A 5208-nucleotide genomic window follows, 5' to 3' on the forward strand; every position below is an offset into this window, starting at 1 on the left:
GACCTCCCGGCCGCCCACCTTGCCGATCATCGGGTAGAGCGAGAAGGGGATGTAGTACGGGTACTTGCCCGCGTACGTCCAGCCCGCCATGCGCTCGGCGTTCGGCGCGGCGGCGCTCAACGGCTCGTACCTCGGGCTGCTCCTCCTCGTCACCCTCCATCTGCAGACCCTGCTGGGCTGGTCACCGGCCCGGACCGGTCTGGCCCTGCTGCCCGCCGCGCTGCCGCTGGCGCTGTCGGCCGGCTTCTCGGGACGGATGGTGCGCCGGTTCGGGGCGGCCCGGCTGATCGCGGCCGGTTGTCTGGCACCGCCGCTCGGCTACGCGCTGTACCTGCGCGCGTCCGTGCCCACCCGGTACGCGACCGACGTCCTGCCCACCCTGCTGCTGCTCGGCGCCGCCTTCGTCCTGTGCTTCGCCGCCCTGCACTTCCAGGCCATGGCGGCGGCACCGGACGCCGAGCCGGGAGTCGCGAGCGGCGCCTACCAGACGGCCGTGCAGTTCGGGGCCGCGCTGATGCTCGCCCTGGTGGCCGCGCTGCTGGCGGCACACCGGCCCGGGCCCGGCGCCTCCCCGGCCCAGGTCCTGGCGGGCCACCGTCCCGCCCTGCTCCTGGTCACCGCCGTCGGTGTCGCGGGCCTCGCCGTCTCCGCCCTGGGCCTGCGGTCCGGGCGGACCAGCGGATCGGGCACGTCATGACGCACGCGACCAACGACGCACCCCCGCCGGCGGCGCCCGGCGCGGTGGACCTGTGGCTGCTGCGCTACCCGGGCCCGCACAGCGTGGGCCGCCGGCTCGCGGTCGACGAGCTCGACGCGCGGGAACGGGCCAGGGCCGCGTCGTTCCGGCGGCCGTGGGACGCCCTGCTCTACACCGCCGCCCACATCGCGCTGCGCCGGCTGCTCGCGGCCCGGCTCGGCCTCCCCCCGCGGGAGGTGGCCTACATCCGCGAGCCGTGCCCCGGCTGCGGCGGCCCGCACGGACGCCCCGCGCTCCGGCCCCGGCCGGGCTCCGGCCCGCCCGGCCTGCACTTCTCCCTGTCGCACAGCAGCGGACGCGCCCTGCTGGGGCTGGCCGCGGTCCCCGTCGGCGTGGACGTCCAGCGCATCCCCGCCGCCACCACGACGGAGGTCTGCACCCGTCTGCTGCACCCCGGCGAGCGGGCCGAGCTGGCCGAGCTGGCCGAGCTGCCACCGCAGCGGCTCGCCGCTGCCTTCGCCCAGGTGTGGGCCCGCAAGGAGGCCTACCTCAAGGGGCTCGGCACCGGTCTCGGCCACCCCCCGCACCTCGACTACCTGGGCACCCCCGGCCCCGGCCGGCCCGGACCCGCCGGCTGGACGGTGAGGGACCTCCCGTGCGGGCCCGCCCACCGGGCCGCCGTCGCCGTCCGGGGCGTCCCGGACGGTCCGTTGACGGTACGTCCACTGCCCGAGGAGTGGCTCCACGAGCGGACGCCGGGCCGGCCCCCCGGACGCCACGCCCCGCCATCCGGTCCCACCCCGGCACCGCACGGCTCCACCCCGGCGTACGACTCCACCCCGGCACCGGACGGGACGACGCGCGCCCGACCACCGCACGGGCAGCCGCACGCCCACCCTCCGACACCCCACCAGAACACGGCCGGCACCGCACCGGCCCGGCCCGGGGACGGAAGCCTCCACGGCTCCGCGCCGCCGGCCCCGCCCCTTCGACCGCCGCCCGTCGCCCCCTGCCCCACGAGCCACCACAAGGAGACACCGCTATGACCGCCACCGCCTTCGTCTTCCCCGGCCAGGGCTCCCAGCGGGTGGGCATGGGCCGGGAGCTGGCCGAACGCTGGCCGCACCTGCTGGAGACCTACTACCGGCCCGCCGACGACCTGCTCGGCCTGCCGCTGACCGAGCTGTGCCACCAGGGTCCGGCCGACACCCTCGCCGACACCGCGATCACCCAGCCGGCCATCCTGCTGACCAGCGTGGTCACCCTGGACGTCCTGCTCCGCCAGGGAGTGCGCCCCGCACTGGTCGCCGGTCACAGCCTGGGGGAGTACGCGGCCCTCGTCGCCGCCGACGCCCTGGACTGGCAGGACGCGCTGCGGCTGGTCCGGCTGCGCGGCCGGCTGATGGCCGCCGTCAACGAGCGGATGCCGGGCCGGATGGCCGCCGTCGTCGGCCTGGACCTGAGCACGGTGGAGGACCTGTGCGCGGCCGTGGGGGACAGCGGCGCCGGGGTCGTCGAGGTCGCCAACGACAACGAGTCCGCGCAGACCGTGGTGTCGGGACAGACGCAGGCCGTGGACGCCCTGATGGCGGCGGCCCGCACGGCCGGCGCCCGCCGGGTGCTGGCCCTCAACGTCGGCGCGCCCTTCCACAGCAGCCTGATGGCGCCCGTGGAGGAGGAGTTCACCGAGGCCCTGCTGGCCACGCCGTTCCGGGACCCGGCCGTGCCGGTGATCTCCACGGTGACGGCCGCGCCGGTCACCAGCGCACGCGAGATCGTGGACACCCTGCGCCGCCAGCTGACGGGCCGGGTCCGCTGGACCGAGTCGGTCACCCGCATGGCCGCCGCGGGAGCGGACCTGTTCCTGGAGGTCGGCCCCGGCAAGGTCCTGTCGGGACTGTGCCGGCGCATCGCGCCGGAGCTGCCGGCCCACCCCACGCACGACGCCGCCCACCTCGCCACGGCCGTCGGCCTGCTCGCCCCGGCCGCCGGCCCTGCCGCCTCCGCCCCCGCCACCGCCGTCTGACCGATCACCGAGAGACCACGGAGGGGAAACCATGCCCGCCACCGAGAACAGCACCATCGACACGCGCCTGGAGGAACTGGCGGCGATCCGCGAGTCCGTCCTGACCGGACCCGACCCGGCGGCCACCCGGCGCCAGCACGACAAGGGCAAGCTCACCGCCCGCGAGCGCATCGAGCTGCTGCTGGACAAGGGCTCGTTCCACGAGGTCGAGCCGTTGCGCCGGCACCGCGCGGCCGGGTTCGGGCTGGAGGCGAGGAAGCCGTACACGGACGGTGTCGTCACCGGCTGGGGCACGGTGGACGGCCGTACCGTCTTCGTCTACGCCCACGACTTCCGCATCTTCGGCGGCGCGCTCGGCGAGGCGCACGCCCAGAAGATCCACAAGATCCTGGACATGGCGGAGGCCGCCGGCGCCCCGGTCGTCAGCCTCAACGACGGTGCCGGCGCCCGCATCCAGGAGGGTGTCACCGCGCTCGCCGGCTACGGCGGCATCTTCCAGCGCAACACCCGCGCCTCCGGGGTGATCCCGCAGATCAGCGTCATGCTCGGGCCCTGCGCGGGCGGCGCGGCCTACTCACCGGCCCTGACCGACTTCGTGTTCATGGTCCGCGGCACCTCGCAGATGTTCATCACCGGCCCGGACGTGGTCAAGGCCGTCACCGGCGAGGAGATCAGCCAGAACGGGCTGGGCGGTGCCGACGTGCACGCCGCCACCAGTGGCGTCGCGCACTTCGCGTACGACGACGAGGAGAGCTGCCTGGAGGACGTGCGCTTCCTGCTCGGGCTGCTGCCGTCGAACAACCGGGAGACGGCGCCCGTCGTCCCCACCGAGGACCCCGCCGACCGCCCGAACGACGCCCTGCTGGACCTGGTCCCCGCCGACCCCAACCGGTCCTACGACGTCCGGGCGGTCATCGAGGAGATCGTGGACGACGGCGAGTACGTCGAGGTGCACGCCCTGTGGGCCACCAACATCGTCGTCGCGTTCGCCCGGCTCGACGGACACGTGGTCGGCGTCGTCGCCAACCAGCCCGCGGCCACGGCCGGTGTGCTGGACATCGAGGCATCCGAGAAGGCCGCCCGCTTCGTCCAGCTGTGCGACGCCTTCAACATCCCTCTGGTCACCCTCGTCGACGTCCCGGGCTTCCTGCCCGGTGTCGACCAGGAGCACAACGGCATCATCCGCCGCGGCGCGAAGCTGCTGTACGCGTACTGCAACGCCACCGTGCCCCGCATCTCCCTCATCCTGCGCAAGGCCTACGGCGGCGCCTACATCGTCATGGACTCCCGCTCGATCGGCGCCGACCTCACCTACGCGTGGCCGACGAACGAGATCGCGGTCATGGGCGCGGAGGGCGCCGCCAACGTCATCTTCCGCCGGGAGATCGCCGCGTCCGACGACCCCGAGGCCACCCGGCGGCGGAAGATCGACGAGTACCGGTCCGAGCTGATGCACCCGTACTACGCGGCCGAACGCGGCCTGATCGACGACGTCATCGATCCCCGGCAGACCCGGGCGGTCCTCATCAGGTCCCTGGCCATGCTGCGCACCAAGCACGCCGAACTCCCCGCCCGCAAGCACGGGAACCCGCCGCAGTGAACCCCACGGCGTACCCCGCGGCACCGGCCCCGCACCGGCGTCACCCCCACCTCGCACCGGCCCCGCAAGGCCTCCCGCAGGCCCCCGGACCGACCCCGCAGCAAAGGAGTGCCCCGATGACCACGACCACCGCCCCGCTGATCCGGATCGAGCGAGGCTCGGCCGGCCCGGCCGAACTCGCGGCGCTCACCGCCGTCCTGCTCCAGCGCGTGCCTGATAGCGCGCTACTACGTGCAGCGGCTGGGCGGTGACCAGCGGGTCCGCACCCTCGTCACCCTCGGCACGCCGCACGGCGGCACCGCCGTCGCCCCGCTGGCCGGCGCCCTGCCCATCGTGCGCCAGATGCGCAGCGGCTCGGCGCCGATCGAGGAGCTGCGGCTGCCCGCGCCCGGCTGCCGCACCCGGTTCGTCAGCTTCTGGAGCGAGCTGGACCAGGTGATCGTTCCGGTCGAGGCGGCCCGTATCGACCACCCGGACCTCGACGCGGTCAACGTACGCGTGAGCGGCGTCGGCCATCTCGCCCTGCCCGTGCACCCCTCCGTGGCCGCCGCTGTCCGCGAGGCGCTCGACGCAGACGAGGCGGACCGGGCGTCCACCGGTACCGCGTCCGTGGCCTGAAAGTGGCCCAGGACGGGCCGGCAACCCCGCCCGGTCAACGCTCCACCGCGCCACAAATAGAACGGGTTTCGAACATAGAGCCAAGGCTGTGTGAGCAGCTCGTCGAAAGACGGCCGATTGCCCGTTTCCTGAGCGCCGGGAGGCCTTCGAAGATTGTCGGCGTCGCATACCGCCGGGTACAGTCGCGGCCACTGCTTCCCCCGGAGTCCCCACCGGACCCCGGACACTGGTCCTGCTGCCGAGGCGAGAGAGAAGTTGGTGAACGAC

At 74.4% G+C, this 5208-nt stretch carries 5 protein-coding genes and 1 pseudogene; all 6 read left to right on the plus strand.

Annotated features, from left to right (window positions below):
- The first annotated feature begins 88 nt into the window (after positions 1–88).
- Positions 89–697 (plus strand): MFS transporter, encoded by a 609-nt coding sequence (locus ABZV94_RS39960; RefSeq protein ID WP_356349738.1) that lies wholly within the window; start codon positions 89–91, stop codon positions 695–697.
- Positions 694–1743, plus strand: a complete 1050-nt coding sequence (locus ABZV94_RS39965; RefSeq protein ID WP_356349740.1) for a 4'-phosphopantetheinyl transferase superfamily protein — start codon at positions 694–696, stop codon at positions 1741–1743. The genes ABZV94_RS39960 and ABZV94_RS39965 overlap by 4 nt, the downstream gene beginning before the upstream one ends.
- Positions 1740–2723, plus strand: coding sequence for an ACP S-malonyltransferase (gene fabD / locus ABZV94_RS39970; protein ID WP_356349743.1), 984 nt, complete (start codon positions 1740–1742; stop codon positions 2721–2723). The genes ABZV94_RS39965 and fabD overlap by 4 nt, the downstream gene beginning before the upstream one ends.
- A gap of 31 nt (positions 2724–2754) precedes the next feature.
- Positions 2755–4323 carry an acyl-CoA carboxylase subunit beta gene (locus ABZV94_RS39975; RefSeq protein WP_356349745.1) on the plus strand — a complete coding sequence of 523 codons (1569 nt, stop codon included), beginning with the start codon at positions 2755–2757 and terminating at the stop codon, positions 4321–4323.
- A gap of 116 nt (positions 4324–4439) precedes the next feature.
- Positions 4440–4574, plus strand: a complete 135-nt coding sequence (locus ABZV94_RS39980) for an acyl-CoA carboxylase epsilon subunit (protein ID WP_356349748.1) — start codon at positions 4440–4442, stop codon at positions 4572–4574.
- Positions 4537–4941: pseudogene (locus ABZV94_RS39985) on the plus strand (lipase); the annotation flags it as partial. The gene ABZV94_RS39980 and the pseudogene ABZV94_RS39985, both read left to right, overlap by 38 nt.
- Positions 4942–5208 lie beyond the last annotated feature (267 nt).

It is taken from the genome of Streptomyces sp. NPDC004658 (genome assembly GCF_040609555.1).
In the GTDB taxonomy this organism is placed as follows: domain Bacteria; phylum Actinomycetota; class Actinomycetes; order Streptomycetales; family Streptomycetaceae; genus Streptomyces.